This is a genomic window from Solidesulfovibrio carbinoliphilus subsp. oakridgensis (assembly GCF_000177215.2).
In the GTDB taxonomy this organism is placed as follows: Bacteria; Desulfobacterota; Desulfovibrionia; order Desulfovibrionales; family Desulfovibrionaceae; genus Solidesulfovibrio; species Solidesulfovibrio carbinoliphilus.
In genome coordinates, this window is sequence record NZ_CM001368.1 from 2,925,082 (window position 1) to 2,949,992 (window position 24,911).

A 24,911-nucleotide genomic window follows, 5' to 3' on the forward strand; every position below is an offset into this window, starting at 1 on the left:
CCGACCGCACCCGTCTTTTGCCCGGGAATAGCACCCCCGCATTGACCCCGGGCCCAAAGGAACGCTAAGGATTTCCTGCGGCCATCCGGGCCGCCCGCCATCCCGTCGCCCCAAGGAGGCTTCCCCATGCTCCGACGTCTCGTCGCCGCGAGCGGCCTTGCCCTGGCCGCCCTGACCTGTGGCTGCACCACCATGTTCAGCCCCGGCCCCCAATCCGACAACGTGCCGCAGGCCGCGGTCGACGCCGACTACCAGGACTGCGAATCCCGGGCCTATGTCTCCACGGCCCTGGTCAAATCGGCCGGCGATGCCTCGGACCGGCAGGAGGCCATTGTGGACGAATGCATGAAGGAAAAGGGGTACAACATCAAATGACGCCCTCCGAACCCCGGTCCCTTGACCCCAAGCCCGTTTCGGCCAGCCGCGTGGTCATGCCCCAGCGGATGCTCCCGTCGGACGCCAATCCGGCCGGCAACGTCCACGGCGGCGTCATCCTCAAATACATCGACACGGCCGGCGGCATCGTGGCCATCCGCCACGCCCGCTCGGCCGTGGTCACGGCCTCCATCGACCGCATGGATTTCCTGAAACCCGCCTACATCGGCGAGGTGGTGACCTTTCTGGCCAGCATCAATCTGGTCGGGGCCACCTCCATGGAAGTGGGCGTGCGCGTGGAGTGCGAAAATCCCATCACCGGCGAAACCCGGCACGCCGGATCCGCCTACCTGACCTATGTGGCCCTGGACGCCGACCGCCGGCCCCATGCCGTGCCGCCGCTGGTCCTCGAAAACGAGGACGACCGCCGCCGCAACCGCGAGGCCGCGGCCAGACGCGAGGCCAGGCTTCACGAACGCCGCCGCGAGCGCGATTCCCAGCGCCAAGGCCAATCCGAAAAAAACGATTGAGGTGCATTGTGGCCGAGACCATCGACGATTTGACCGTCAACTACGAAGAAGACGGCGTGATGCTGACCAAGGAGCTCGACAAGGTGATCCTGACGCGCGGCGCCTGGACCACCATCCTCTTCCGGTTCGTCCAGTGGGACCCCAAGAAGGAGGCCTACGGACCGGACCGTTACGCCATCCGGCGCTACAAGAAATCCGGGGACACCTACCGGGTCCAGTCCAAGTTCGCCATCTCCAGCCGGGACCAGGCCAAAAAGATCATCGACGCCCTGGCCGGCTGGATCGAGGCGCCCGATGGCGAGGCGCCCGAAGGCCAGGCGTGAGCCAATCCGTTGCCGTGACCGTGCGGGCCCTGGCCACCCTGGCCCGCCACGCCCCGCCGGACGGGAGGCTTGTCCTGCCGGCCGGGGCCACGGCCGGGGATGCGGCCGCGCTGCTCGGGCTCGACTGGGCGGCCATCGGCACGGTGCTGGTCGACGGCCGGCCGGCGGACCAAAATACCCGCCTTGGGCCGGGCGACACCGTCTCCTTCGTGCCCCCCATCACCGGCGGGTAGGGGGCGGACCGGCCGCGACCAAAGGGGAGGATCGGGGCATGAACCAGGATCGTCTGGGCGAGGCCGTCACGGCCGCCGCCTGCCAGGGGACCTTTCCGGACGGGAAGCCGGGCCTTTTTCTGACCGCCGAGGCCGTGTGCGGACTGGCCGCCACCCTTGGGCTGCCGGCCCGCCAGGTGGAGATGGCGGCCCTTGGCGCCGGGGTCTGCCCCCTGCGCTACGCCCGCAACCTCCACGCCTTTTCCCTGGCCGAGCAGGCCCGGCTGCTCGCTTCCAAGGCGGGGCTGGTGGGCCTTGGCGGCCTTGGCGGCGGGCTGCTCGAAAACCTGGTCCGGGCCGGGGTCGGCGCCATTGCGGCGGCCGACGGCGACGTGTTCGAGGAGACCAACTTGAACCGCCAGCTCCTCGCCGACGTATCGGCCCTGGGCGCGCCAAAGGCCGTGGTGGCCGCCGCCCGGGCGGCGGCCGTCAATCCGTCGGTCGATTTCACGGCCCACGCCGGCTTCCTGGACGGCCCCGGCATGCTGGCCCTCCTTGACGGCGCGGACGTGGCCGTGGACGCCCTGGGAGGCCTGGCCGACCGGCCGGCCCTGGCGGCGGCCGCCCGCAGCCGCGGCATCCCGCTGGTGACCGGGGCCGTGGCCGGCTACACCGGCATCGTGGCCACGGTCCTGCCCGGGGCCGCCTCGCCCCTGGACCTTTTCGCCGGGTCGGCCAGGGGCCGGTCGGCCGAGGACACGCTCGGCTGCCCGTCGGCGGCGGTCATGGCCGTGGCCGCGCTCCAGGCGGCCGAGGTGGTGCGCCTGCTGGCCGGCCGCGCCCCGGCCCTGGCCGGCAAGGCCCTGGTGGCCGACTTCGAGACCATGCGCTTTGACACCATCGTCCTGGCCGCCCCTGGTGACACGGCGGGGCGGACGCGCTAAAAGGCGTCAAGGCGCGGCTTTTTTCCGGCCGCCCAAGGACGCCACATGACTCTCAAATCGGACTGCTGTCTCCTGGCCACCCCGCTGCTGCTGACGGGGTTCGCGCTCGGGGAGCGCCTGCAAAACATCATCGGTTCGGCCCCGCCGGCGGTCCGCGTGGCCATTGCCGACCTCATGCTGTCGATCAAGACCTCGCTCGACGTTCTGCCCGTCCTGCCCAGCCTGGCCGCGCCGGAGACCCCGGTCACGGACTGGGAGTCCATGCTGACGGCGCTCACCTCGGTGCGCCGGGAGCTCGACATCGTCAAGGCCCACAAGATCGAGGACCTGCGCCGGGCCAACCCGGGCTTCGTCCAGCTCGAATACCGGTTCGGCCTCCTTAAAAAGGCCCACGACAAGGCCAAGCTCATGCTCGAGATCCTCTACGAGCTGATAAACGCCGGCCAGGACTTCCAGGCCGCCGACGAGATCCTGGAGCAGAGCGCCGAGATCATGCTCAAGGAGCTCAAGGCCGACCTCTACGTCTGCCGCCTGCGCGACGACGAGGGCCAGTGGGTCAACATCGCGGCCAACACCCACACCGGCCGGGCCACCCCCATTTTCGTGCGGTTCATGGAAGAGACCCTGCCCTACCATCCGGTCATGCGGTCCGTGGCCGACCCCGAGGCCCTCTTCGTGGTCTCCAACAACCTGCAAGGCCCGGAGCGCGGCGGCGAATCCATCGACTGCGTGCCCTACCTCGAAGGCTTCCGCTGCCGGCTGTCCTTTTTCCTGCGCGAACCCGACGGCAACGCCTTCGGGCTCATCATGCTCTATTCGAAAAAGCCCAAGTTCTTCGACCGCTACGAGGCCGATTTCCTGGCCGACTGCGCCCGGATCGTGTCCCTGACCGTGGGCCGGCGGCTGGAACTCGGCCGCGACGCCCTGGCCAAGGCGGCCGGCGGCATGGCCCATGTCGGCAACAACGTGCTGGCCATCATCAAGAACGGCGCGGAACTGATCCTGGAAGACTGCGAGGACTTTCTCGACAACGAGGACGAGATCGCAACGGGGCTCATAAACGAAGCCATGCAGCTCGTGCCCGGTCCCTGGCCGCCGCTGGCCCCGGCCGCCCTGCGCCACCTGTTCGGCCTGACCGTCGAGCGGATGGAAGTCGAAAAAAAGATGCAGTATGTGAATCTGATCGTGGAAAACGTCAACCGCCTCAGACAGGCCATCGCCAACCTGCTCAAAGCCGTGGAAAATCCCATCCTCATGCCCTACATCGGCGGCGAGGAAGTCCTCGACCTCGAACCCGGGGAAGAGGACGGCGCGGCCTCCTGAGGGCGGCCGACGAAGCCCGCCGGCCGGCCCGGCCCGTCCGAGCGGCCCGGCCGGCCGCCGGACGACGGTTGCGGCAGCGCCGCCGGCTATCCCGCGTGCACGTCCGGCAGGGCGCCTAGGGCCGCCTTGTCCACGGACAGGACCACCTGCCCATCCTCGTAGCGGCTGACCAGCCCGGCCGGGACCTGCACCTCGCGCGCGCCCCACAGATGCCCCTGGCGCAGGAGCAGGTGGGTGACCCGGCCGGTGTGCGGATCGGCCAGCACCCCGTCCACCCGGCCGGCCCTGCCGTCGGTGGCGAGGACCGGCTCGTGCCCGGCCAGGGCGACAGAGCCCTCGGGCGTGGCCGGATGCTCGAAGGTCCAGCCCGACGGGGCGATCGGCAGCCTGGTTTCCTCCGCCTTGGCCAGGCCGAGGAAAAACGAGGGCGGGTAGTAGTCGGCCTGGATGTATTCCTTGAGTTCCCCGGCCCGCTTGCGCGAGATAGTCAGGGTCACCGCGCCCGGGCCGGCCTGGCCGCAGTATTTTTTCGGAACGAGGCGCAGGGTGTTCGGCAGGGCGTCCTCCCGGACCACCAGGTGCGTGGCCGTGCCGGACTCGGGATTGATGATCACATGGGCCACGCGGCCAAGGGGGCCGTCCGTGGCCGCCACCGGGGCGTTAAGGGCCAGGTCGAGGGCGTTTTCGGGCATGGGGGCTCCAGGGGGTTTGGCGAACGATTCCAGAACGTTTCTTGCCGGTTTGTCAGCCTCGGTATAAAGCAGTCCCATGGCAGGTCAAGCGATGGGGCCGCCCCCCGGCGGCGCGGCCCTGCCGCCAAACGCGGGAGAGACGCATGTTCCTGTTGATCGTGCTCGGCATCTGCCACGCCGTGGGCGTGGCCTCGGCGGCCCGGGCCCTGTTTACGGCCCGTTCGCCCCAGGGGGCCATGGCCTGGGTCATGGGCATGATCACCTTTCCCTATGTGGCCGTGCCGCTCTACTGGATCCTCGGCCGCAACCGGTTTCTCGGCTACGTGGCCTCCCGGCGCGAGGGCGACCGGGTGGTGGATGCCCTGGCTCCGGAACTCGACCACTTCCGCGCCTTTCCCGATCCGCGCGCCCCGGACCTGCCCGGGCTTTTCCCGGTCCTCGAACGGCTGGCCGAGCTGCCTTTCACCTCGGGCAACGCGGTCACGCTCTTGATCGACGGGCAGGCCACCTTCGAGGCCATCTTCGCCGACATCGACGCGGCCCAATCCTACGTCCTGGTCCAGTTTTTCATCATCCGCGACGACACCATCGGCCGGGCCCTGCGCGACCGGCTGGTGGCCAAGGCCCGGGCCGGTGTGGCGGTCCATCTCCTCTACGACGAGATCGGCTGCCACACGCTGGAGGCGGCCTACCTGGACAGCCTGCGCCAGGCCGGGGTCCGCGTCTCGGCCTTCAACACCACCCTTGGCTGGCGAAACCGCCTGCAGCTCAATTTCCGCAACCACCGCAAGATCGTGGTGGTGGACGGCCGGTCGGCCTTCGTGGGCGGGCACAACGTCGGGGACGAGTACATGGGCAAAAGCCAGCGCCTCGGGCACTGGCGCGACACCCATATCCGCTGCCTGGGGCCGGCCGTGTCGCTCGTGCAGCTGACCTTTGCCGAGGACTGGTACTGGGCCACCCGGGAGACGCTGGCCCTCGACTGGGAAATGCGCCACGCCAAGGCCGGCAACATGCCGGTCCTGGTCCTGCCGACCGGGCCCGCCGACGACATCGAGTCCTGCGACCTCTTTTTCCTCCAGGCCATCACCGCCGCCCGCCACCGGCTGTGGATCGTCAGCCCCTATTTCGTGCCGGACCAGGAGATCACCTCGGCCCTGCAACTGGCCGCCCTTCGCGGCGTGGACGTCCGCATCATGCTGCCGCTGCACCCGGACCACAAGCTGGTCTACCTGGCCTCGTTCTCGTACCTGCCGGACCTCGAAACCCTGGGCGTCAAATTCTACCGCTACGTCAACGGTTTTTTGCACCAGAAGGTCATCCTGGTCGACGACGTCATGGCCTCGGTCGGCACGGCCAACTGCGACAACCGGTCGTTTCGCCTGAATTTCGAGATCACCATGGCCGTGGCCGACCCGGAGTTCATCCGGCAGGTCGAGGCCATGCTCCTGGCCGACTTCGCCTGCTGCCAGCCGGTCTCGGCCGACGACTACGAGGACCGGACGTTCGTCTTCAAGACGGCCGTGATGCTCAGCCGCCTGCTCTCGCCCATTCTCTAGGCCGCCCCCTTTCAGGGGGTCCGGGGGGAATGATTCCCCCGGCCGCCGGAGGCATCTTCCTCTCCTGCCTTTCCAGCAGCAAGATCGCCAGGGCGTTGACCGTGGCCCCGGCCAGGGCCGAGCCGCCCTTGCGGCCGGACACGGTGATCCAGGGCACGTCGCCATGGGTCATAAGGAGCGCCTTGGACTCGGCCGCGTTGACGAACCCGACCGGCATGCCGATGACCAGCGCCGGCGCGGGTGCGCCCTCGTTTAGGCGCTTTAACAGCCGCAAAAGCGCCGTCGGGGCGTTGCCGATGGCAAAGACCAGGGGCCCGGCCAGGGTGGCCAGGGCCGCGTCCACGGCGGCCGCCGCCCGGGTGCCGCCCGAGGCGGTGGCCGTGGCCGCCACGTCGGGGTCGTTCAAAAGACACCGGACCGTGCAGCCAAGGGGGGTGAGCCGGCGCGGCGGCATGGCGCATCGGGCCATTTCCGTGTCCGTGACGATGGTGGCCCCGGCGGCCAGGGCGGCCAGGCCGGCCTCGACCGCCCCGGGCGAGAACCGGACCAGGTCCAGCAGTTCGAAATCGGCCGTGGTGTGGATGAGCCGGCGCACGATGTCCCAGCGCGGCCCGTCAAAGGGGCGGGGCTCGGGGACCTCGGCGTCGATGATGGCCAGGGATCTGGCTTCGATGGCCTCGGGCGCGGTGATGGGCAGGATGGCGTGGGGATCGTGCATGGGGTACCTCGTTGCGCCACGGTATCCGTCTTTGCCGGCCCGGCCAAGGCGTGGCCGGAGAGGGCGGGATTGGCTGATCGTGCTACGAAAATAAATTCAGTACAAATATATGGACAAGAAGTTCTGAATGATGTTGTAAAAAACGTGCCCCGCGCCGGCCTGGCACCTTCTCTTTTTGGCGTATGGTGGTATGGTATCGCCAGCGGTTCCGCAGGCGGCCCGGCGCAATGGGCCGGAGCCTCCGGGGGTCGCCTGGGGCAGGAAAGAATTTTCGCGGCGGCAGCTCCCGGGTCGGCGGCGGCAGGCACCCCGTCCATCCGGCCCCGGGGCGGCCTTTTGCGAAAAGGGACCCGGGCGCGGCCAAGGCCACGGCGTTTCCCCCCGCCGACGGGGAACCCGTGGCCTTAGCCCTGGTCCAGGTGGCGGACTGCCCGCCGCCGGCCCCGGCCCGTCCCGTCCCGTCCCGTCCCGTCCCGTCCCGTCCCGCCCCGGCGCGGCCTCCTTGGCCCGATGCGGGTCCGTGGCGGACAAGCCGGGGACATCGAAAAAAACTGCATTTTGATCTTGATTCTTATTCTCAATTCTACTAGAAATGGCTGCAACGCATCCGGCAACGGCCGGGAGCGGGGCAGGAGCCGTTGCCGCGGACCAGTGGCGTCTGGACGCGGCAACGGCTGCCCGATCGAACCGCAAGCAGGCCGCGGGCCATCCGCGGCAAGCCCGATAGCATCCCATCACCTCCAGAACCCTCAACCCCACGACGACGGCCGGATCCCTCGGGATCCGGCCGTTTGTTTTTTGGGGGAGCGCCCAGGGAAAGGCCCGGTGGCGGGGCGGCCGAGGCGCGGCCGCCCCGCCTGCCGTGGCTTAAAGGCCCGCCGGCACGATCCGGCCCGGCGGGTCTCGGGTGTTGCGATCCTTGAAAAATACGCCGGGTTTTTTTTAATAAAAAATAATCATCTTAAATGGTTATTTATGAAAAGAGTATATGCTTTTCATGGGCGCGACCCTAGGTGACCGGGGTCCGGGGCGGCGGCGTCCCGTCCGCCGGAGCCTGGGGCTTCGGCCCCTGGGGCCGGGGCGGCCCGGCCGGGGAAAGGTTTTTTCCCTCCCGGCGCAGGGCGTCCAGGAACCGGGCCGGATCGTCGGGACTGACCACCACCGCGAAGCCCTGCCGGGTGGGCACGTACACGGCCCGCCCCTTGTCCGTCACGAAGACCAGCGCCTTCTCGCCGTCGGACAGCCTGTACCAGCCGGCGGCCAGCCCCGGGAGCCCGAGGCCGTTGGTGCGCCACTTGAGGCTTTTGGGCCCGGCCTGGCCGAGGTCCAGGCGCACGGCCGCGTCCGCGTCCACGTCGGCCAGGGGAATCTCCCGGCCGTAGAGCCCGCCCTTGACCACCAGCGTCCCGTTTCGAAGCGCGATCTCGGCCTGGGCCGCCCGCTGGATGGTGAAGGAAAGAAAAAGGAAAAATCCCACCCACAACACCAGCATGCCGCCGAACAGGGCCGTCAGCCACCCCGTCCGGATGGAACTGGCCGCCATGGCGAAGACTTGGCCCCACTCCATGGTCACCTCCCCTGGCGGTGCGCCCGCCTGCCCGCATTCCCGGCGGGCCGTCCAGGATGTGGTTGCATACAATGCGGCGGGGGGCAACGCTCCGACCCGATATTTCCATCCCGTCCCGTCCCGGCCGCAGAGGGGGGGGACCGGGCGGGTGGAAAGGGCGGTTGCCGTCCCCCTCTCCGGTCTGTAAGGTCCGCGCGCGGCCCCCGGGCCGACACGCATCCCCGACGGCGGCCCATGAGCTGGTTTTTCCTGGCCTGCACCACGGCCCTGACCCAGGCGGTCAAGGACACCTTTCTCAAGAAATCCCTGGGCACGACCGACGCCGGCCTGGCCATGCTGGTCTATACCGCGTCCGCCTCGGCCGTCCTGTGGATCGGCGCGGGCGCAAGCCCCGCCCCGCCCCTCGGGGCCTCGTTCTGGCCGCTTCTGACCGTGGCCGGGGCCCTGGGCGGCCTCACCTACTGGCTCTACGGCCAGGCCCTCAAGCGCGGCGACCTGTCCCTGACCCTGCCCATGCTGGCCTTCACCCCGCTTTTTCTGCTCGCCACCTCGCCCCTGACCGTGGGCGAGTTTCCGGAACCGGCCGGCCTCGCCGGCGTCTCCCTGGTCGTGGCCGGGGCCTACGTCCTCAATCTCCGGGAGCGGCGCCACGGCCTGCTCGGCCCGGTCCGGGCCCTCGTGACCAACCCGGGCTCCCGGCTGATGCTCCTGGTGGCCGTCATCTGGAGCCTTGGGGCCAACCTGGACAAGCTTGGCCTGACCGCCTCCTCCCCGGCCCTGTGGGGCGCGTCCGTTTACACCGCCACGACCCTCGCCCTTTTGCCGACGGTCCTGGCGCGCCCGGGGCGGGTGGTGCGCCAACTGGCCGGCCTGCCGTGGCCGCTTCTGGTCGCCGGCTGCCTGGAGGCCGTCGGCATCTTCTGCCAGATGCTGGCCCTGCCCCAGACCCAGGTCGCCTACGTCATCGCGGTCAAAAGGCTCAGCATCGTGTTCGCGGTGCTCCTTGGCGCGGCCGTCTTCCGGGAGCCCGATCTGGCCCATCGCCTGCCCGGCGCGCTTTTGATGGTGGCGGGCGTTTTCTTTATCGCGGTTTTCGGATAAGAGGCCCAACCGATCTTGCTATCCCGGAGCCCGTCATGAGCCGTTACCGTTTCCTGCCCGAACTTTCCCCCGAGGCCCTGGCCGCCAGGCAGGCCGAGGGCCTCAACTGGACCTGCCGCCACGCCTTTGCCGGCAACCCCGTCTACCGGGAGCGGCTTGCCGCTTCGGGCTACGAGCCGGGCCAGGAGCTGACGCTCAATGACCTGGCCCGCCTGCCCGTGACCACGGTCGAGGACCTGCGCCAGGGCTATCCCCTGCCGCTGCTGTCCGTGCCCGAGGAAGACGTGGTCCGGATCCACGCCTCGTCCGGCACCACGGGCAAGCGCAAGATCCTGGCCTACACCCAGCGGGACATCGATACCTGGAAGGACATGTTCGCCCGCTGCTACGAGCTGGCCGGCCTGACCCCCCGCGACCGGGTCCAGATCACGGTGGGCTACGGCCTGTGGACGGCCGGGGCCGGGTTCCAGCTCGGCTGCGAGCGGTTCGGGGCCATGGCCGTGCCGGTCGGACCGGGCAACATGGAGATCCACCTCCAGCTTCTGGAAGACCTCGGCGCCACCTGCCTGTGCTCCACGGCCTCCATGGCGCTGCTTTTGGCCGAGGAGGTCCACAAGCGGGACCTGCGAAAGCGCATCAAGCTCAAGAAAGTCATTTTCGGGGCCGAGACCCACACCGACAAGATGCGCCGGCGCTTCGAGCAGTGGCTCGGCATCGAGGAGAGCTACGACATCACGGGCATGACCGAGCTCTACGGTCCGGGCTCGGGCCTCGAGTGCGCGGCCCACGACGGCATCCACTACTGGGCCGACCTTTTTATCCTGGAAGTCCTCGATCCCGTGACGCTCGCGCCGGTGGCCCCGGGCGAGGTGGGCGAGATGGTGGTGACGAGCCTTTGCAAGGAGGCCGCGCCCTTGATCCGCTATCGGACCCGGGACCTGACCCGGCTTCTGCCCGACCCCTGCCCGTGCGGCCTGTCCCTGCCGCGCCACGACCGGATTCTTGGCCGCTCCGACGACATGTTCGTCTTTCGGGGCGTCAACATCTATCCCGGGCAGATCGCGGCCGTGCTCGATGGCTTCAAGGACGTGGACAGCGAATTCCAGATCCGGCTTTTGCGCCACGACGGCCGGGACCAGATGGTGGTCAAGGTCGAGCGGCGGCCCGCCGCCGGAGCGGACCTGGACCAGAACCTGTCGGAAGCCATCTCCATCGAGCTGCGAAAGCACCTGTTCGTGCGCGGCTGGGTCGAGATCCTGGCCCCGGGCAGCCTGCCGCGCAGCTGCGGCAAGACCCGGCGCGTCATCGACGACCGAAACGGCATCGAGGATTAACCCTCCCCGTTCCCCGCCCCGGGTTTCCAAAGGGGGGTGACCCCCCCTTTGGCCGCCGGAGGCATCTTCTCTTTCCTCCCCCGTCCCCTCTCCCGCTCGTGTCGCGTTCTCGAAATTCCTGCATATGGATTTCGAGGACAACATGCTTAAATAATTATTTATCTAAAAAATAGTAACATCTTTTTTAGCGAACGCCCCGCTAGCGCAGGCCGCAGGCCCTGTCGCACCGCTCCCGCACGCTTTCGCCGGGCAGCCCCAGGTGGGCGGCCACGCAGGCCTGGCACAGGCCCATGGGCTCGGGGAGCGTCATGCCGGCGGTACGGGCGTTTTCCAGGACCATGGCGAAGACGGCCTCGGCCAGGTCGGCCCGGGCCGGGGCCGGGGCCGGACGGGGGCCGGTGGCGGCCGGCCCGGCCTGGGGACGGGAGGTCAGGGACAGGCCCAGCACGGTGAGGAGGGCCAGGACGGTGGCGGCAAGGATCTTCTTGACAAGAGGCATGATTTTTCTCCGGCGGTTGGCGCCGGCCCGGTCTTTACGGCGGGCCGGCCGTGTGCCATAGGCGAACGGACTACGGGCGCAATGTAGCAGGCCGGCCGGCACGCGATCCAATCGCAATGTCGGAAGCGGGCCTTCCAAATCCCTGAAGGCGTCTTTCGCCGGGAGGGGGAGCGGTGGAATTTTACCATCTGCGGACGTTTGTGGCCGTGGCCGAGGAAGAGCACCTGACCCGGGCGGCCGAACGCCTCGGCGCCAGCCTGCCGGCTGTCAGCGCCCACGTCCGGGGCCTCGAGGAAGAGCTCGGGGTGCCGCTTTTTTTGCGCACGCCCAAGGGCATGCGCCTGACCGGCGAGGGCCGGGCCTTGCTCGCCGAGGCCAGGCTCGCCCTGTCGAGCCTGGAGGCCGTGCGGACCCGGGCCGGGGCCTTGCGCCAGGACGTGACGGGCGTGGCCCGGATCGGGCTCAACAACGAGGCGGCCCGGATGCGGGTGCCGGAGTTGCTGGCGGCGCTCACCCGTCGCCATCCGGGGGTGGAGATCCATCTCGTCAACTCCAGTTCCCCGCGCATCCTCGACAACGTGCGCCTGGGCAGGCTCGACCTGGGGTTTGTCTACGACAACATCCTCGAGCCGGGCCACGAGATCGAGGCCATGGCCCTGGAAGACGTGGACATGGCGGTGGTCGGGCCGACGTCCTGGGCCGACCGGGTCTGCCGGGCGGACTGGGAGGAGCTGGCCAGGCTCCCGTGGGTCTGGTTCTCGGAGCGGTGCCCGTTCCAATATTTGCTTGAATCGTCGTTTTCCTGCCGGGACTTGGCGCTTAACAAGGTCATGGTCGGGGACAACGACGCCACGCTGCGCACGCTGGTCGCGGCCGGCATCGGGCTCACACTCCTGCGCAAGGACGACGCGCTGGAGGCCGAGGCCGCCGGCGAGGTCTGCCTGTGGCGGCGGGAAGGATTGCGGCTGGGGCTGTCCCTGGTCCATCGGCGGGAGAGGGCCGATGACCGGGTGATCGCGGCGATTGTGTCGGCTGTGACCGAAGTCTGGGGCCTGCCTGCCCGGCGTCGGTGACGGCGAACCGTTGACTGTTTTTCTGCGCAGGAGAGACACCCGATGAGCGAGGCGGCGGCGCCCGGCCAGGAATATTTTCCGTGGCGGGCTGTGTGCGGCATGGCGGCCCTGGTCCTGACCCTGGCGGTCATGGCCCTGGCCCAATCGAATCATGTGGAAGACGACCCGGTCGCCAACCAGGTGCTGTCCGGCGGGGCGTTCGGCTACGGCGACAATGCCGGCCGGCAGGTGATCGTGCCGGTGGAGACGGGGCTGGCCCGGGGCATGAAGGGGTTTCGCAAGGCCGTGGCCGTGCCCGGCCGGGTGGTGGACCTGGCCTATGCCGGGGTCCAGCGGGGCGGCGAGGCCGACCGTTTGTCCCCGGCGTCCTTTCGGGACACGGCCGGAGCGGTCTTCGCGGCCAGCGAGCCCGTGGGCCCTGGCGGGGACGTGCTGGTCGCCACCGAGGAGTTTCTGGCCGGACGGCGGGTTCTGGCCGTGACCCCGCTTGAGGACCGCGAGTGCCCGGGCCGGCTCCGGGATACGCTGGCCGAGCGGGCCGGCCGGCCCGTCGCCTGGTGCAGAGACGTGGGCAAGGTGGAGGGGGGCGGGGTCCTGACCCTGGCCCGGTTCGTGCCCCGGGGCCGCGAGGAGCTGGTCACCCTGGCCTACGCCGACGCGGACGGCGCGATTTTCCTGGATTATCCGGGCAACGCCGATCCGGGCGGCACCTGGCGGGTGGACGACGGCGGCGAGTTTCCGGTGGAAGGCTACCGGCCGCTGTTTGCCTTCCGGACCGGGGCCGGCCTGGAGCTGGCCGTCCGGTGGTCCGGCACCGAGGGCGAGGCCATGAACCTCTACCGCCAGGAGGGCCGGACCTTCGTGCCGTTCGTGGCGGCCTCGTGGTACCATCCGGACGAGTGAGCCCGGTTTCTTGCCAGGCTTTCGGCCGCCGTTCCCGCGCGTCGGGGACGGCGGCTTTTTTGCGATGACGCCCGGCCGGCGAGCCGGTAGTGTCGGGACCGGGCCGCGAGCGGCCGCAAGGGAGGAGACGGGCGTGGAAGACGACAAGGTGGCGGGCGAAGGCAACGGAACCCCAAGCGAGGTGGCCTGGCTCATGCGCGACGGGCTGTCGCCGATTCGGGCCTGGCGGGAGCACCTGGGCGTGTCCCAGGAGGAGCTGGCCCGGCGGCTTTCGGCCAAGCCGGCGGCCGTGGCCCAGATGGAGGCCCGGTCGGCCCGGCCCCGGGCGGCCATGCTTAAGAAGGTCGCGGCGGCCCTCGATATCGACTGGGAATTGCTGCGGATCGGGAAATAGCGGCCCAGGGCGGACCGGGCGTTCCCGGGGAAACCGTGCGGACGCCCGGTGGCAACGCCCGGCGGGCCGGGTGGTTCCCGGCCCGCCGCGGCAGGCGGCAAAGGGCCCGGGCCGTCGGTCCGGGCCCGCGCCCCGAGGGGCGCGGCCGGGAAGCGGACGGCGCCTCTCGGACCGGGGTCGGGAGGCGGCTACTGCTGCGGGTTGAAGACCTGGAAGGTCTTCTTGACCGAGGAGCCGTCCTCGGCCGTGGCGGTCAGGGTCCAGTCGCCGCTGGCCATCTCCCATTCCTTCTCGAACGTGAACGTGCAGTTGTATTCCTTGCCCGTGGCCACGTCGGCCACGGTCTCCGTGCTGAAGACCACCGCGTTCTTGCTCGGGTCGATCAGTCCCGGCGAGGCCGTCACGATCTTGACCTTGGACGTGCCGCCCTCGGGCTTGAGCGTGCGGAAGCGCAGCCCGAAGGTGGTGCCGAGCTTCCGGGGAATGGACGTGGTCGAGAGGGTGAGCGCTCCGTTGGCGTCATAGGTGCCGTAATCCACCAGGACGATGGTCGGTTCCTGGGATTTCTCCTCTTTGCCGCCAAGTCCGAAGAAGCTCATGGTCGAAGAGCAGGAAGCCAAAAGCAGGCACAAGATCGGCAAAACTGCAAGCAGGCGTTTCACGCGCGTTCCTCCGCGGCCCGGCAGGCCGCTTGTTCTTTATGATTGCCCACATGACCCCTGGCGCCGCCAGTGTCAAGGCCGGCGCCAGGGAAAGCCAGGCCGGGCCCTATGTCCCGGCCGGATCGCCAAAGGCCAGTCCGGCCAGCGGGGTCTTGCCCGCGAAAAAGGCGTCAAGCGCCGCCTTCTGGCCGGAAACGAGCCGCAGCCCGGCCACGGGCAGGGGCCCGGACTGGCCGCCGTACATGGCCACCGCCCGGTCGATCCACTCGGCCGGCACGAAATCCGCCGCCAGTTTGAGAACCTGCCGGGTTCCTTCCTCGTAGACGGCCAGCGGCTGCGGATAGCGGACGTGCCCTGGCCCGAGGACCAGGTTGCCGGTGCGCGAAAGCGCCTCCTCGGCCCGGGACGGGGTCACCCCGGCCCACTTGCCGAGCAGTTCCCCGAAGGCCGGCCGCAGGGCCAGATAGTAAAACGGGTCGAGCTTGAGGGCCGCCGACACGCCGGGCACGTTCAAAATCGACGGGGACGCGGCGAAATGGCGGGCCAGGGCCTGCTCCAGCCGGGACAGGATTTCCGCATAGTCCACAAGCATGTCCGTCAGCCTCCCCGGTTGCGGGCCACGTCGAGCAGATGGGCGGCCAGGCCCCCAAGCATCCGTGGCGTGCGGCCGAAAACCTCGCGCCAGACCTCGTCGGATTCCATACAGAAATAGAGGCCCCTCGAAAAGCCGTAACCGGCCAGCCGGGCCGCCAGAAACCGGAACTGGCGGACCCGCAGCGGCCGCAACAGCCTTTTTTTGCCGTCCGGGCCGAGGGCGAATTCCCCGATCATGTAGGCCGGCAGGGCCCGCCCCTCCTCGGCCAGCCGGCGCGGCAGCTCGGGCAGGCAGCGGAAGGACCCCAGGCTCATGTAGGCGATGTCGGCCGGCTGCAAATAGTCGAAAATCAGGTCCACCGTGGCCGCGTACCCGGCTTCCCAGCCCGGGAAAAAGCAGATCGGGTCGAAGTGCAGGCAGACCCGGAACCCGGCCCGGGCGCAGGTCCGGGCCGCGGCCAGCCGGGCTTCGAGGGGGGCGGTGTCCCGCTCCTCGGCCGCGATGATTTCCGGGGCGTTGACCGACCAGGCCGGCAGCACCCGCTCCGGGTGCGGATCGGCCTCCATCCAGGTCAGGTCCGCGGTCTTGGATTTGAGTTCCAGGATGACGTTGTCGTAATCGGAGAGAAATCCCAGGAGCTCCCGGGTGTGGCCGGTTATGGGTTCGAGGGCCAGGGAATCGGCGAACTGGCCGGTCCCGACCCGGAAGGGCCGGGTCCGGTCCCGGCCGAAGGTCCGGTCCAGCTCCGCGAACATGGCCCCGGTGTTGGCAAAGGCGGTCAGCGTCCGGTCGCGGAAATAGGCCCGCAGGATGCAGTAGGAGCAGTCCATGGGGCAGTTCTCGCCGATGTGGATGATCTGGTAGCCGCAGCAGCGGTAGTTGCGCGTGGCCGGGCAGGGGCGCAAAAACCGGCCCTTGTGGGCTTTGACGTGGAGCGTGCGGCCGCCGTCCGCCGAAACGGGCAGGGGATCGCCGGGCGAGAGGACCACCTGCCGGACCCCGGGCAGGGCAGCCCGGGCCCGGGCCGCCATGGGGGTCGCGGCCACGGCCGCGTCCACGGCCAAAAGGCCGATGTCCCAGGGGGCCGGGCTCATGCCGGGTCCTCGTCCCGGGCCACGGCCAGGAGTTTCGGCAGGTCCGGCGCGGCGGCCATGGCCGCCAGGTCCGCCGCGGCCCGGGACAGTTCGGCCGGGCTTTTGACCAGGACCTCCACGGTCACGGCGTCGGACTCGAAGCCCTGGCTCGGCCGGATCTTCACCCGGCTGCCGGCCAGGAGCCTGCGGGAGAGGGCGGTAAACCGGGCCTCCAGGGTGGTGGTGGCCGGGTAGCGGATGCGGCGCAGGCTGGCCAGGATGCCGGCGGCCAAGTCGTTTGGCGACAGACCCCGGCCGGGCAGGTCCAGGGCCCCGGACCGGGCGAGGAGCGCCGCCGGCCGCTCCCCGGCGATCCTGGCCGCCTCGGCCAGCCAGGTGAGCGCATTGTCCAGGTTGGCCCGGGACCACCGGACCGCGCCGAGAAGCGGTGTGAGCCCGGCCAGGGTGTCGGGATCGCAGCCGGCCAAGAGGGGCGCCGCGCCAAGGGGCACGTGGCCCGAGGCGAGCAGCCCGTCCAGGGCGGCCGGCAGCCCGAGCCAGCGCGCAACCAGCAGAGCCCGCCGGTCGGCCGGGGCGAAAAGCTGCGGCCCGGCCAGGGCCAGGAAATCCTCCACCGGCCCAAGGGCCGTGAAATAGCGGCCGGCCGCCACGGCCATGGCGTCGGTCACCGGCCGGCCGAGGTTCGAGGCCAGGTAGGCCAGGCCCAGGCGGACGGGCAGGGGCAGGGCCACGTCCGCCTCGGGCGCGGCTGCTTTTGGAAGCGAGGCCACGGCCTCTTGTGGAAGCGCGGCCACGGCTGCTTTTGGGAGCGCGGCCACGGCCGCCTGGGGTGCGGCCACGTCCGCCTCGGGCGCGGCCACGGCCGCGAGATCCACGGCCACGGCCGCCAGTGTCCGGCCCCGCATCTCCCGCAGGGCCAGGGTGCGGCGGGAACCGGCCACCAGCACCGGGCGGCCCTCGGCCAGGGCGACCAGCGCCGGGCTGGCCTGGCCGAACCGGGTGAGGGAAGTGAGAAGCGCCTCGTCGGGCGGGGCGGACCAGAAAAGATGGGCCGGCGTGGTGTCCACGTCGCGGGGGTGTAAAAAGAGTGTCTGCACGTGTCGGTATTATTACGGTTTTTCCGTAGAGTACAGGATTTCAGGGGGTTGTCGCCTTGACAAGGAGGTGACGCCTGCCCCACTATGCCCAAACTCAAGGAAAAGCCAAGGCTTCTCGGGCCTCGGATTTCCCCGGGCGCTCTTTCTCTTCGTTACGCTCGTCGCCAGGCCGCGCCAGCGGCTCTCGATACGCTCCAGGCGAAACGCCTTCCGGCGTTTCCCGGACTGTGACAATGCCTCAAGCCCCGGGGGGAAAGACGCGGTCTTTCCCCCTGGCCAGACTGTGTCTCAGGGTTTGATACACACGGCAATGCAGGGATTTTACAGAACGCGACAACAAGGGAGAAGGGAATGTCGGAAAATCTTGCCAGCCAACGCACCTACGCCCTGGTCGGCCACGGCGGATGCGGCAAAACCTCGGTGGCCGAGATGCTCCTTTTCACGACCGGAGCCGTGGCGCGCCTGGGCAGGATCGAGGACGGGACCACCGCGCTCGACTACGAGCCCGAGGAAGTCAAGCGCCGGGGCAGCACCCAGCCCGGTCTGGCCACCTACCTGCACAACAAGAACCGGCATTTTCTCCTCGACATCCCGGGCGACGGCAGCTTCAACGGCGACCTGCCCTATCTGCTGCGGGCCGTGGACGGCGTCGTGTTCGTGGTCGATGCCGTGGACGGCGTCAAGCCCCTGACCAAGAAGCTCTGGGGCGAGGTGGCCAAGCTCGGCCTGCCGACCATTTTCTTCATCAACAAGATGGACCGCGACCGGGCCGATTTCGACCTGGCCCTTGCCGGCATCCGCGAAAAGCTCGGGGTCAAGACCTACATCCAGAACCTGCCCATCGGGGCCCGGGAAGACTTCAAGGGCGTGGTCAACGTCCTCGAGGGCAAGGCCTATCTCTTCGACGACAAGGGCGGGGTGGCCGAGGGTCCGGTGCCCGACGACATGGCCGACGAGGTCGAGACCCTGCGCGAGACCATGGTCGAGGAAATCGCCGTGGCCGACGAGCAGCTCATGGAGCGCTACCTCGAAGGCGAGGAAATCTCCACCGAGGAACTCCTGGCCACGGTCCACAAGGCCACCCTGTCCGGCCAGCTCTGCCCGGTCTGCTGCGGCGCGGCCTTAAAGGGCATGGGCGGCACCCGGCTGCTGGCCGCCATCCAGAATTTCCTGCCCGGACCCCTCGAAGGGGCCGAGGGCCAGAAGACCATCGCCCTCGACGGGGGCGCGACCATGCCGGCCGCGGAAACGGGCCCCGTGGTCGCCTTTGTCTTCAAGACGCTGTTCGATCCCTTTGCCGGCCAGCTGTCCATGGTCCGGGTCCTGAGCGGCACCCTGACGCCGAACCTCGACCTGCAAAACCCGGCCACCGACACCCTGGAGCGTTCCGGCCAGCTCCTCCTGCCGCTCGGCAAGGAGACCGTCATCTCCAAGGAGCCGGCCGGCCCGGGGTCGCTCGTGGCCCTGGCCAAACTCAAGGACACGGCCACCGGCCACACCCTGTCCGATCCCAAAAAGCCCGTCATCGTGCCAGCCCCGGTCCTGCCGCCGCCCATGATCTCCTACGCCCTGGCTCCGGCCGAGAAGGGCGACGAGGACAAGGTCTTCGCGGCCATGTCCAAGCTTTTGGACGAGGACATCACGCTTTCCATCACCCGCGACGAGGAGACCGGCGACATCCTGCTTTCCGGCATGGGCCAGACCCACCTGGAGACGGCCGTGGAAAAGGCCCGCCGCCGTTTCAAGGTCAGCCCGGTGCTCAAAGCCCCCAAGATTCCCTACCGCGAATCGGTCAAGGGCAAGGTCGAGGTCCAGGGGCGCCACAAGAAGCAGACCGGCGGCCGGGGCCAGTTCGGCGACTGCTGGATCCGCATGGAAGGCCAGCCGCGCGGGGCGGGCTACGCGTTCGTGGACGCCATCGTCGGCGGGGCCATCCCGCGCCAGTACATCCCGGCCGTGGACAAGGGCGTGGTGGAGTCGGCCCATCGGGGCTACGTGGCCGGCTATCCCATGGTCGACTTCAAGGTGACGCTCTACGACGGCACCTTCCACACCGTCGATTCCTCGGAAATGGCCTTCAAGATCGCGGGGTCCATCGCCTTCAAGGCGGCCTGCGAAAAGCTCAAGATCTCGCTTCTGGAACCCATCGTGCTGGTGTCCGTCAGCTGCCCGGACGAGTACATGGGCGACATCATCGGCGACCTGTCCAGCCGCCGGGGCAAGGTGCTCGGTTCGGATTCCACCGGCGGCATCACCGAGATCCAGGCCCACGTGCCCATGGCCGAGATGCAGGAATACGCCAAGACACTCAGTTCCATGACCGGCGGCCAGGGGGCCTTCACCATGGCCTTTGACCACTACGAGGAGTGCCCGCCGCCGGTGGCCGAAAAAGTCATCGCCGAGAGCAAAAAGAAGGACGAGTAAAAGAAGTGGGGCGCCGCCCCACGCCCTGCCGGGGCTCTGCCCCGGACCCTGCCAGGGCTCTGCCCTGGACCCGCCGGGGGGGATTTTCCAGCCCCCCCGGACCCCCCCGATAGGGGCCGGCGGGCGCGATGACGCACGGCCGGCCCCGAAACAGGCCGTGGCCCGGATGACGACCAGGGCCTGCCCGGGGCGGCCGACGCGGCGCAAACCTTGAAGCGTTTTTTGGGAAGGAGGGGGTCCGGGGGGAGGGAACCCTTTTTTGCAAAAAAGGGTTCCCTCCCCCGGTTCCTCGTAGAGCATCACCACACATGGCCCATATTCTCCTTATCGACGACGACGCCATCCTGCGCGAGACTTTTGGCGGGCTGATGCGCCGGCTTGGCCATACCCTCGACTGGGCCGGGTCCCTGGAGGAGGGGCGGCTGGCGCTGGTGCATGGCCGGACCGACGTGGTGCTGCTCGATTTGCGGCTGCCGGACGGCTATGGCCTGGACATGATGCCCGAGATCCGGGCCGCGCCGGGTTCGCCGGAAGTGATCATCGTCACCGGCCAGGAGGACCCCGAGGGCGCGGCCCTGGCCATCAAGTCCGGGGCCTGGGACTACATCCAGAAGCCCTTGACCCCCCACCGCGTCACCCTGCCGCTGACCCGGGCCCTGGAGTACCGGGCCCAAAAGGCGGCCCGGCGTCCCCGGGCCGTGCTCAAGCGCGAGGCCATCGTCGGCGTGGGGCCGGCCATGGAGGCCTGCCTGGACCTGGTGGCCCAGGCGGCCGATTCCGACGCCTCGGTCCTCATCGCCGGCGAGACGGGCACGGGCAAGGAGCTTTTCGCCCGGGCCATCCACGTCAATTCGCCCCGGGCCAACAACAACTTCGTGGTGGTGGACTGCGCGGCCCTGCCCGAGACCCTGGTCGAGAGCGTCCTTTTCGGCCACGTGAAGGGGGCCTTCACCGGGGCGGACCGCGACCGGGACGGGCTTTTCAAGCTGGCCGATGGGGGAACGCTTTTTCTGGACGAGATCGGCGAGCTCTCCCCCGGCATCCAGAAGACCTTTTTGCGCGTGCTGCAAGACGGTCGGTTCCGGCCGGTCGGGTCCAAAAACGAACTGCAAAGCGATTTCCGGCTGGTCTCGGCCACCAACCGCGACCTGTCCGCCATGGCGGCAAGCGGCGTCTTTCGCGAGGACCTGCTCTACAGGCTGCGCACCATCGTCATCACCCTGCCCGCCCTGCGGCTTCGGGCCGAGGATATCAAGCCCCTGGCCATCCACTACATGAACCGGCTGTGCGAGCGGTACCGGCTGCCGACCAAGGGCTTTTCCGAGGAATTCTTTCAGGCCCTTGCCGCCTACACCTGGCCGGGCAACGTCCGGGAGCTGTGCAGCACCATGGAGCGGGTGCTCCTGCAGCACCGCACCGAGCCGGTGCTCTATCCCAAGCACCTGCCCGACGAGATCCGCATCCAGGTGCTCAAGGCCAGCGCCGGGTGCGAGCCGTCCGGGCCGGCCCCGGCCGAGGGGACCGAGGCCGGGGGCGTGCCGCCCTGGAAGGAATTTCGCCGGCAGGCACTGGACGAGGCCGAGCGGGGATATCTGCGCGAACTCCTGCGCGCCTCGGCCGGCAACGTCTCCCGGGCCGCCCGCCTAAGCGGCCTGTCGCCGTCGCGCCTCTACGACCTCTTTCGCAAGTACAACATGCCGACGCGGCCGTAGAGGATCAGGGCTCTGCCCCGGACCCCGCCGGGGGGGATCATCCCCCCCGGACCCCCTGGCCGGTCGTCGTCGGGCGGTCCTTCCCGGGCACGCGTGACGGGGGGGACCGGGGGGAATCATTCCCCCCGGCAGGTCCAGGGCAGCGCCCTGGCAGGGTCCGGGACAGCGTCCCGGCGGGGTCCGGGGCAGCGCCCCGGCGGGGGCTGGGGCGGGGCCCCAGCTTGCCAGCGGGGCCGGGGTCCCGTACCGTGGCCGCATGGACCAACCGACGCTGACGCTTCGAAACAACGAGGAACGACGCCTTCTCGCCGGACACCTGTGGGTGTTCAGCAACGAGGTGGATATCAAGAAAACCCCGCTGACCGGGTTCGCGCCCGGCCAGTCCGCCGTGGTCACGGCCTCGCGCGGCCGGCCGATCGGCGTGGCCACGGTCAACCCGGGCTCGCTCATCTGCGCCCGGATCATGGACCGCGATCCGCAGACGGTGATCGACACGGACTTCTTCCGAAGCCGCCTGCGCGACGCCCTGGCCCTTCGGGAACGCCTCTACGCCACGCCCCACTACCGGCTGCTTTTTTCCGAAGGCGACCACGTGCCGGGCCTGGTCCTCGACCGCTACGGCGACGTGGTGGTGGCCCAGCTGACCACGGCCGGCATGGACCGGCGGCGGGAGGAGATCGTGGCCGCCATCGTGGCCGAACTGGCGCCCAAGACCATTATCTTCCGCAACGATGCCACCATCCGCGATCTGGAAGGCCTGCCCCGGGATGTGGAGACCGTTTACGGCACGGCGCCGGACACCCTGACCATAAACGAGGACGGGGCGGTCTTCGAAGTGCCGGCCCTTTCCGGCCAGAAGACGGGCTGGTTCTACGACATGCGGGAAAACAGGACCCGGCTTTGCCGCCTGACGCCGGGCCGGACCGTGCTCGATCTCTTCGCCTACGCCGGGGCCTTTTCCGTGCGGGCCGCCCTGGCCGGGGCATCGGCAGTCACCTGCCTGGATTCCTCCGAGACGGCCTGCGCCATGGCCCGGGACAACGCCACCCGAAACGGGGTCGGGGGAAAGGTCGCGACCGTCAAGGCCGACGCGGCCGCCTTTCTGGAAGAGTGCGCCGCCTCCGGCCGGACCTTTGACGTGGTGAGCCTCGATCCGCCGGCCCTGGTCAAGCGCAAAAAGGACCTGGAGGCGGGACTGCGGGCCTACGAGCGCTTAAACCGCCTGGCCATGGACGTCCTGGCCGACGACGGCCTGCTCATGACCTGCTCGTGCTCCCAGCACGTGGACGCCTGGGAGCTGCGGCGGGTGGCCCTGCGCGCGGCCATGGCCGCCGGCCGGCGCGGCCAGATCCTGGAACAGGGCCATCAAGGCCCGGACCATCCGGCCCATCCGGCCATGGCCGAAACCGATTATCTCAAATCGTTCATCCTGCGGCTGCTGCGTCCCTAGGGCCGCGTCCATGGAAAAGGCACAGGCTTTTCTATGAGTAATATTGAGTAATGACTGATTGTCCTTGAAAATACCGGCGCATTTGTAGGGTCGCAACACGAGACAGCGCCTGACGCCCGCCATGACAAGACCCCGGCCGCCGGTATTCCCGGCCGGCCGGGGTTTTCGTTTTCCGGCCCGCCGAAGAAAGGGAGGGGGACATGGAAAAAAGCGAGAAACACCTTGCCACGGGCCGTGTGCCCATCTATTAAGGAAACATAGGGAAAACCGGTTTCCCCCTTGTGTTCCTCTTTACCACCGGAGGTCGCCTATGCTGTCCTGGACCATCACGTTCCTGGTCATCGCCCTGATCGCGGGCGTTCTGGGCTTTACCGGCGTTGCCCGCACGGCAACCGGCATCGCCAAAATCCTGTTCTTCCTGTTCCTGATCCTTTTCGTCGCATCCCTGTTGTTCCGGGGTTTCTAGGACGCATACAAGACGGCCACGGGGCCGCGCGACCGGCAGTCAGGCCGGCGCGCGGCCCCGTGGCCGTCTTTCCCTGGCAGCCGGGCCCGCCCGGGCCCGGCTCCGATCTCCCTATTCCGCCACGGGGGCGGGGGCCGACTGGCCGGGCCTGGCCGGGGCGGCCGCCTGCCACAGGGCTTCGAGCACCGCGTCCACGCCCTGGCCGGTCTTGGCGGACATGAAAAGGACCGTCTGGCCGGTGGCGGCCACGGCCGCCTGGCGCTCGGCCAAATCCTCCGGGGTGAGGAGGTCGATCTTGTTGACCACCCGGATTTGGGGCCGCTCGGCCAGGGCCGGGTCGAAGCGGCGCAGCTCCTCGTCCACCACGCCAAAGGCCTCGAACACCCCTTCGGGCGAGGCGTCCTCGGCCGAAACCACGTGCAGGAGCACCCGGGTCCGCTCGACGTGGCGCAGGAACCGGTGCCCGAGGCCGTGGCCCAGGTGGGCGCCCTCGATAAGCCCCGGGATGTCGGCCAGAACCAGCCGCGTGCCGTAGTCGTCCTCGATGACGCCGAGGTTCGGGGTGAGCGTGGTGAAGGGATAGGCCGCGATCTTGGGCCTGGCCCGGGACACGGCCGCGATGAAGGTGGACTTGCCGGCATTGGGGAGGCCGATGATGCCGACGTCGGCCAGGACCTTGAGCACCAGCCGGATGCGCCGTTCCTCGCCGGACTCGCCGGGCTGGGCGAACCGCGGGGTGCGCATGGTGGAAGAGGCGAAGTGCAGGTTGCCCTTGCCACCTCGGCCGCCCTTGCAGGCGACATAGGTCTGGCCCGGCTCGGTCAGGTCGACCAAAAGCTCCGGGTCGCCCGCCTCCTCGACGGCCTCGCCGAAACCCTCGGGCTCGGACGGGGCGGGCAGGCCGTCGGGAGTCTCGGCGTCGTCCAGGTTTTCGGCCTCCCCGAGCTCCTCGGCCTCGGCATAGGCCTCGGCCGCTTCCCACTCCTCGACCGCGTCCGATTCCCGGGCCCCGGACAGGTGTTCGGCCTCGGCCAGTTCTGCGGCCTCGGGCCGGCCGTAGGTTTCCGTGCCAAGGGCCGGCAGTTCGTAGAGCTCGGTGCCGACCGGCACGTCGATGATCAGGTCTTCGGCGGCCTTGCCGTGCTTTTGCCGGCCCTTGCCGCCGTCGCCGCCTTTGGCCTCGTAGATGCGGCGCAGGCGCAGGTCGTAAAGGGTGAGCAGGTCCGGGTCGGCCCGGAAGACGACGTCCCCGCCCTTGCCGCCGTCGCCGCCGTCCGGGCCGCCCCTGGGAATGAATTTCTCGCGGCGAAACGACACCGCGCCGCGTCCGCCCTTGCCCGAGCGGACCACAATCCAGGCTTCGTCGACAAAACGCATGGAACCTCCGGTATGGCCGGGGCCTGCCGTCCTTCCGCCGGTGCGGCGAACGGGAGTCCCCGGGCGCAGGGCGTTTGGGCCCTGGTGAAAACGCATGGGATGGGCCGGCCCGGGCAGCCGGGCGGCCTGTCCGGCCGGGAGCGGCGCGGACAGGGAAGCCCGTCTTTCGTCCGTGCCGGGCGTGCGGACGCGCGCGTCGGGCGCGGGCCGCTTTCGGGACATGGTACCCGATTTTCCGGGCCGTGGCGAGGTGCGGGTTGGCTTGCCCGCGGCCGGGCGCAATCCGGTCGGACGCCGGAACGCCGGCGTGTCTCCCAAAGAAAAGGGGGGCTCTGTGGGAGCCCCCGCGCAGGAGATGAAGGAGAGGTCAGAACAATAGGGAGGTATTGTCTGCTCTGCCTGGCCTTATTCCAAGATCCGTGCCACGCAAACGGGGTTTCTCCAGAATTATTTGATTAATTATTCTAAATATATAGAAAACAGCTAG

General features: G+C 69.1%; 25 protein-coding genes. 16 read left to right on the forward strand and 9 right to left on the reverse strand.

The features are described 5' to 3' along the window. The first annotated feature begins 126 nt into the window (after positions 1 to 126). Genes DFW101_RS12795 through DFW101_RS12820 form a run of 6 tightly spaced genes read left to right on the forward strand, consistent with a single transcriptional unit; the run spans position 127 to position 3,707 of the window. Positions 127 to 375 carry a hypothetical protein gene (locus DFW101_RS12795; RefSeq protein WP_009181946.1) on the forward strand — a complete coding sequence of 83 codons (249 nt, stop codon included), beginning with the start codon at positions 127 to 129 and terminating at the stop codon, positions 373 to 375. After that, entirely contained in the window at positions 372 to 905 is a 534-nt protein-coding gene (locus DFW101_RS12800; protein ID WP_009181947.1) for an acyl-CoA thioesterase, read from the forward strand. Before DFW101_RS12795 ends, DFW101_RS12800 begins: the two co-directional genes overlap by 4 nt. Before the next feature lie 8 nt (positions 906 to 913). Then, positions 914 to 1,228, forward strand: coding sequence for a hypothetical protein (locus tag DFW101_RS12805; protein ID WP_009181948.1), 315 nt, complete (start codon positions 914 to 916; stop codon positions 1,226 to 1,228). Continuing rightward, entirely contained in the window at positions 1,225 to 1,461 is a 237-nt protein-coding gene (locus tag DFW101_RS12810) for a MoaD/ThiS family protein (RefSeq protein ID WP_009181949.1), read from the forward strand. Before DFW101_RS12805 ends, DFW101_RS12810 begins: the two co-directional genes overlap by 4 nt. A 38-nt stretch (positions 1,462 to 1,499) precedes the next feature. After that, complete coding sequence (locus DFW101_RS12815; RefSeq protein WP_009181950.1) at positions 1,500 to 2,384, forward strand: HesA/MoeB/ThiF family protein; 885 nt, start codon at positions 1,500 to 1,502, stop codon at positions 2,382 to 2,384. A 45-nt stretch (positions 2,385 to 2,429) separates the two neighbouring features. Next, positions 2,430 to 3,707 (forward strand): histidine kinase, encoded by a 1,278-nt coding sequence (locus DFW101_RS12820; RefSeq protein ID WP_009181951.1) that lies wholly within the window; start codon positions 2,430 to 2,432, stop codon positions 3,705 to 3,707. Between the two features lie 86 nt (positions 3,708 to 3,793). Here DFW101_RS12820 and DFW101_RS12825 read toward each other — a convergent pair whose 3' ends face one another. After that, positions 3,794 to 4,399: a hypothetical protein gene (locus DFW101_RS12825; protein WP_009181952.1), complete on the reverse strand. Its 606-nt coding sequence runs from the start codon at positions 4,397 to 4,399 to the stop codon at positions 3,794 to 3,796. Positions 4,400 to 4,542: 143 nt separating this feature from the next. On the opposite strand from DFW101_RS12825, the gene cls reads away from it, so the two are divergent. Beyond that, the gene (gene cls / locus DFW101_RS12830) at positions 4,543 to 5,958 is read left to right on the forward strand and encodes a cardiolipin synthase (RefSeq protein WP_009181953.1); all 1,416 of its coding nucleotides are present in this window, start codon (positions 4,543 to 4,545) and stop codon (positions 5,956 to 5,958) included. On the opposite strand, the gene DFW101_RS12835 is transcribed toward cls, so the two are convergent. Both DFW101_RS12835 and DFW101_RS12840 read right to left on the reverse strand, forming a co-directional pair. Continuing rightward, positions 5,930 to 6,676 carry a precorrin-8X methylmutase gene (locus tag DFW101_RS12835; protein WP_009181954.1) on the reverse strand — a complete coding sequence of 249 codons (747 nt, stop codon included), beginning with the start codon at positions 6,674 to 6,676 and terminating at the stop codon, positions 5,930 to 5,932. The genes cls and DFW101_RS12835 overlap by 29 nt on opposite strands. A 1,009-nt stretch (positions 6,677 to 7,685) precedes the next feature. Further along, on the reverse strand, positions 7,686 to 8,243 hold the full coding sequence (locus DFW101_RS12840; protein WP_009181956.1) for a PH domain-containing protein: 558 nt from the start codon (positions 8,241 to 8,243) through the stop codon (positions 7,686 to 7,688). Positions 8,244 to 8,477: 234 nt separating this feature from the next. On the opposite strand from DFW101_RS12840, the gene DFW101_RS12845 reads away from it, so the two are divergent. After that, the gene (locus DFW101_RS12845; protein WP_009181957.1) at positions 8,478 to 9,344 is read left to right on the forward strand and encodes an EamA family transporter; all 867 of its coding nucleotides are present in this window, start codon (positions 8,478 to 8,480) and stop codon (positions 9,342 to 9,344) included. Positions 9,345 to 9,379: 35 nt separating this feature from the next. Continuing rightward, positions 9,380 to 10,678: a phenylacetate--CoA ligase family protein gene (locus tag DFW101_RS12850; RefSeq protein ID WP_009181958.1), complete on the forward strand. Its 1,299-nt coding sequence runs from the start codon at positions 9,380 to 9,382 to the stop codon at positions 10,676 to 10,678. Between the two features lie 199 nt (positions 10,679 to 10,877). Here the strand turns inward: DFW101_RS12850 and DFW101_RS12855 are convergent, their stop codons facing one another. Further along, positions 10,878 to 11,177, reverse strand: coding sequence for a hypothetical protein (locus DFW101_RS12855; protein WP_009181959.1), 300 nt, complete (start codon positions 11,175 to 11,177; stop codon positions 10,878 to 10,880). 173 nt (positions 11,178 to 11,350) lie between these two features. Here DFW101_RS12855 and DFW101_RS12860 point away from each other — a divergent pair, with 173 nt between their 5' ends. The 3 genes from DFW101_RS12860 (at position 11,351) to DFW101_RS12870 (ending at position 13,547) form a co-directional block, all read left to right on the forward strand. Next, positions 11,351 to 12,250, forward strand: a complete 900-nt coding sequence (locus DFW101_RS12860) for a LysR family transcriptional regulator (protein ID WP_009181960.1) — start codon at positions 11,351 to 11,353, stop codon at positions 12,248 to 12,250. 42 nt (positions 12,251 to 12,292) lie between these two features. Beyond that, positions 12,293 to 13,153 carry a hypothetical protein gene (locus DFW101_RS12865; protein ID WP_009181961.1) on the forward strand — a complete coding sequence of 287 codons (861 nt, stop codon included), beginning with the start codon at positions 12,293 to 12,295 and terminating at the stop codon, positions 13,151 to 13,153. 133 nt (positions 13,154 to 13,286) lie between these two features. Beyond that, positions 13,287 to 13,547, forward strand: coding sequence for a helix-turn-helix domain-containing protein (locus DFW101_RS12870; protein ID WP_009181962.1), 261 nt, complete (start codon positions 13,287 to 13,289; stop codon positions 13,545 to 13,547). Positions 13,548 to 13,735: 188 nt separating this feature from the next. On the opposite strand, the gene DFW101_RS12875 is transcribed toward DFW101_RS12870, so the two are convergent. From DFW101_RS12875 to DFW101_RS12890, 4 genes are all read right to left on the reverse strand, one after another. Then, positions 13,736 to 14,209 carry a DUF3859 domain-containing protein gene (locus tag DFW101_RS12875; protein ID WP_009181963.1) on the reverse strand — a complete coding sequence of 158 codons (474 nt, stop codon included), beginning with the start codon at positions 14,207 to 14,209 and terminating at the stop codon, positions 13,736 to 13,738. Positions 14,210 to 14,315: 106 nt separating this feature from the next. Further along, positions 14,316 to 14,801: a hypothetical protein gene (locus DFW101_RS12880; protein ID WP_009181964.1), complete on the reverse strand. Its 486-nt coding sequence runs from the start codon at positions 14,799 to 14,801 to the stop codon at positions 14,316 to 14,318. 5 nt (positions 14,802 to 14,806) lie between these two features. Next, entirely contained in the window at positions 14,807 to 15,898 is a 1,092-nt protein-coding gene (locus DFW101_RS12885; protein WP_009181965.1) for an SPL family radical SAM protein, read from the reverse strand. Further along, a complete protein-coding gene (locus tag DFW101_RS12890) occupies positions 15,895 to 16,995 on the reverse strand; it encodes a hypothetical protein (protein ID WP_009181966.1) in 1,101 nt (366 codons plus the stop codon). Before DFW101_RS12890 ends, DFW101_RS12885 begins: the two co-directional genes overlap by 4 nt. 351 nt (positions 16,996 to 17,346) lie before the next feature. Between DFW101_RS12890 and DFW101_RS12895 the strand changes: the two genes are divergently transcribed. From DFW101_RS12895 to DFW101_RS19100, 4 genes are all read left to right on the forward strand, one after another. Further along, entirely contained in the window at positions 17,347 to 19,419 is a 2,073-nt protein-coding gene (locus DFW101_RS12895) for an elongation factor G (RefSeq protein ID WP_009181967.1), read from the forward strand. A gap of 308 nt (positions 19,420 to 19,727) precedes the next feature. Next, positions 19,728 to 21,131 carry a sigma-54-dependent transcriptional regulator gene (locus tag DFW101_RS12900; RefSeq protein WP_009181968.1) on the forward strand — a complete coding sequence of 468 codons (1,404 nt, stop codon included), beginning with the start codon at positions 19,728 to 19,730 and terminating at the stop codon, positions 21,129 to 21,131. A gap of 256 nt (positions 21,132 to 21,387) precedes the next feature. Next, on the forward strand, positions 21,388 to 22,581 hold the full coding sequence (locus DFW101_RS12905) for a class I SAM-dependent rRNA methyltransferase (protein WP_009181969.1): 1,194 nt from the start codon (positions 21,388 to 21,390) through the stop codon (positions 22,579 to 22,581). A gap of 310 nt (positions 22,582 to 22,891) precedes the next feature. Beyond that, complete coding sequence (locus DFW101_RS19100) at positions 22,892 to 23,047, forward strand: DUF1328 domain-containing protein (RefSeq protein ID WP_009106625.1); 156 nt, start codon at positions 22,892 to 22,894, stop codon at positions 23,045 to 23,047. A 111-nt stretch (positions 23,048 to 23,158) separates the two neighbouring features. Here DFW101_RS19100 and cgtA read toward each other — a convergent pair whose 3' ends face one another. Then, complete coding sequence (gene cgtA / locus DFW101_RS12915) at positions 23,159 to 24,424, reverse strand: Obg family GTPase CgtA (protein WP_009181970.1); 1,266 nt, start codon at positions 24,422 to 24,424, stop codon at positions 23,159 to 23,161. Between the last annotated feature and the right edge of the window lie 487 nt (positions 24,425 to 24,911).